Origin of the sequence: Gordonia sp. NPDC058843 (assembly GCF_042743165.1) — a bacterium.
Classification (GTDB): Bacteria; Actinomycetota; Actinomycetes; order Mycobacteriales; family Mycobacteriaceae; genus Gordonia.
The window spans coordinates 1-3,470 of sequence record NZ_JBHYNC010000083.1 but is presented as its reverse complement, the minus strand read 5'-3'; the positions used below and the strand labels follow the sequence as shown (position 1 = coordinate 3,470).

2 rRNA genes are annotated in these 3,470 nt (G+C 54.8%); both read left to right on the top strand.

The window, feature by feature from the left end:
- Positions 1-89 precede the first annotated feature (89 nt).
- Positions 90-3,225 (top strand): 23S ribosomal RNA (locus ACFW3F_RS25460).
- Positions 3,226-3,349: 124 nt separating this feature from the next.
- Positions 3,350-3,466, top strand: a 5S ribosomal RNA gene (gene rrf / locus ACFW3F_RS25455).
- Positions 3,467-3,470: the final 4 nt, after the last annotated feature.

Sequence of the window (3,470 nt, the reverse complement as noted above, 5' to 3'; positions counted from 1 at the left end):
TTGGTCTGTGATTTAGCAGAAAGATTTTTGTAGTGTTGTGTTGATGTCTACATTCGATCCTCGTTTTCGGGGGTTGTTTGTAGGTGTTGTTGGAAGTGTGTAAGGGCGTTCGGTGGATGCCTTGGTACCAGGAGCCGATGAAGGACGTGGTAGGCCGCGATAGTCCTCGGGGAGTTGTCAAACGAGCTGTGATCCGAGGGTGTCCGAATGGGGAAACCCAGCACGAGTGATGTCGTGTTACCACCAGCTGAATGTATAGGCTGTGTGGGGGGAACGTGGGGAAGTGAAACATCTCAGTACCCATAGGAAGAGAAAACAATTGTGATTCCGTGAGTAGTGGCGAGCGAAAGCGGATGAGGCTAAACCATGCGCATGTGATACCGGGTAGGGGTTGTGTGTGTGGGGTTGTGGGGTTCGTCTTCTTCCATCTGCCTGTGGAAGCGTGAGTCAGAAAATCGTGTGTTAGGTGAAGTGGCCTGGAATGGTCTGCCGTAGTCGGTGAGAGTCCGGTAGCTGAAAACACATGGTCTTGCGTGACGGTGTCCCCAAGTAGCAGCGGGCTCGTGGAATCTGCTGTGAATCTGCCGGGACCACCCGGTAAGCCTGAATACTTCCTGGTGACCGATAGCGGACAAGTACCGTGAGGGAAAGGTGAAAAGTACCCCGGGAGGGGAGTGAAATAGTACCTGAAACCGGACGCTTACAATCCGTCAAAGCCTGTGAGTCCTTGTGGCTGTGGGTGATGGCGTGCCTTTTGAAGAATGAGCCTGCGAGTTAGTGCTCGGTGGCGAGGTTAACCCGTGTGGGGTAGCCGTAGCGAAAGCGAGTCTGAATAGGGCGTTGGAGTCGCCGGGTCTAGACCCGAAGCGGAGTGATCTACCCATGGCCAGGGTGAAGCGTCGGTAAGACGTCGTGGAGGCCCGAACCCACTTCAGTTGAAAATGGAGGGGATGAGTTGTGGGTAGGGGTGAAAGGCCAATCAAACTCCGTGATAGCTGGTTCTCCCCGAAATGCATTTAGGTGCAGCGTCACATGTTTCTTACCGGAGGTAGAGCTACTGGATGGCCGATGGGCCCCACAGGGTTACTGACGTCAGCCAAACTCCGAATGCCGGTAAGTGAGAGTGTGGCAGTGAGACTGCGGGCGATAAGGTTCGTAGTCGAGAGGGAAACAGCCCAGATCGCCGGCTAAGGCCCCTAAGCGTGTACTAAGTGGAAAAGGATGTGGGGTCGCGAAGACAACCAGGAGGTTGGCTTAGAAGCAGCCACCCTTGAAAGAGTGCGTAATAGCTCACTGGTCAAGTGATCCTGCGCCGACAATGTAGCGGGGCTCAAGTACACCGCCGAAGCCGCGGCACTCACACAATAGCCCGTTGGTTTTCTACGGAGAGTCAACCAGGTGTGTGGGTGGGTAGGGGAGCGTCCTGCATCCGTGGAAGCCACAGAGTGATCTAGTGGTGGAGGGTGTGGGAGTGAGAATGCAGGCATGAGTAGCGAAAGCAGAGTGAGAAACTCTGCCGCCGAATGACCAAGGGTTCCTGGGCCAGGCTAATCCGCCCAGGGTGAGTCGGGACCTAAGGCGAGGCCGACAGGCGTAGTCGATGGACAACGGGTTGATATTCCCGTACCCGTGTATCCGCGCCCATGCTGAATCAGTTGTACTAACCATCCTGATCTCCACGAGAGCACCTTCGGGTGCCGGGTTGGGGTGATGCATGGGACCTTGGCTGGTAGTAGGCAAGCGATGGGGTGACGCAGGAAGGTAGTGGGGCCAGTCAGTGGTTGTACTGGTGTAAGCCTGTAGGGCGAGTGGTAGGCAAATCCGTCACTCATGATGCCTGAGAGGTGATGCGTAGCCGTTGAGGTGAATTCCATGATCCTATGCTGCCGAGAAAAGCCTCTAGTGAGTTGGTACACGGCCCGTACCCCAAACCAACACAGGTGGTCAGGTAGAGAATACTAAGGCGATCGAGAGAACTGTGGTTAAGGAACTCGGCAAAATGCCCCCGTAACTTCGGGAGAAGGGGGACCTATTCTGGTGACGATCTTTACGGTCTGAGCTGGTGTGGGTCGCAGAGACCAGAGAGAAGCGACTGTTTACTAAAAACACAGGTCCGTGCGAAGTCGTAAGACGATGTATACGGACTGACGCCTGCCCGGTGCTGGAAGGTTAAGAGGACCGGTTAATCACTTCGGTGGTGAAGCTGAGAATTTAAGCCCCAGTAAACGGCGGTGGTAACTATAACCATCCTAAGGTAGCGAAATTCCTTGTCGGGTAAGTTCCGACCTGCACGAATGGCGTAACGACTTCTCTGCTGTCTCAACCACAGACTCGGCGAAATTGCAGTACGAGTAAAGATGCTCGTTACGCGCGGCAGGACGAAAAGACCCCGGGACCTTCACTATAGCTTGGTATTGGTGTTCGGTTCGGTTTGTGTAGGATAGGTGGGAGACTGTGAAGTGGGCACGCCAGTGTTCATGGAGTCGTTGTTGAAATACCACTCTGATCGTATTGGACTTCTAACCTCGGACCCTGATCGGGTTCAGGGACAGTGCCTGGTGGGTAGTTTAACTGGGGCGGTTGCCTCCTAAAAGGTAACGGAGGCGCCCAAAGGTTCCCTCAGCCTGGTTGGCAATCAGGTGTTGAGTGTAAGTGCACAAGGGAGCTTGACTGTGAGACGTACATGTCGAGCAGGGACGAAAGTCGGGACTAGTGATCCGGCACCGGCAAGTGGAAGCGGTGTCGCTCAACGGATAAAAGGTACCCCGGGGATAACAGGCTGATCTTCCCCAAGAGTCCATATCGACGGGATGGTTTGGCACCTCGATGTCGGCTCGTCGCATCCTGGGGCTGGAGTAGGTCCCAAGGGTTGGGCTGTTCGCCCATTAAAGCGGCACGCGAGCTGGGTTTAGAACGTCGTGAGACAGTTCGGTCTCTATCCGCCGCGCGCGTAAGAAACTTGAGGAAACCTGTCCCTAGTACGAGAGGACCGGGACGGACGAACCTCTGGTGTGCCAGTTGTCCCGCCAGGGGCACCGCTGGTTAGCTACGTTCGGAAGGGATAACCGCTGAAAGCATCTAAGCGGGAAGCCTGTTCCAAGATGAGGTTTCTCACCCCCTCAGCGGGGTTAAGGCCCCCTACAGACCATGGGGTTGATAGGCCAGAACTGTACGCACAGCAATGTGTTCAGGTGACTGGTACTAATCGGCCGAGGACTTACCAACAACACCCACAACATCACCACACACCACAACAGTGTGTTTCTGATCGTTGATCGCATCCACTATGCACCTCTGAAACAACACACAACTGTTCAAACAAACAGTCTGTGACACTGTTTCATAAAGTTACGGCGGCCATAGCGGAGGGGAAACGCCCGGCTCCATTCCGAACCCGGAAGCTAAGCCCTCCAGCGCCAATGGTACTGCACCCTAATCAGTGTGGGAGAGTAGGACACCGCCGAACACAA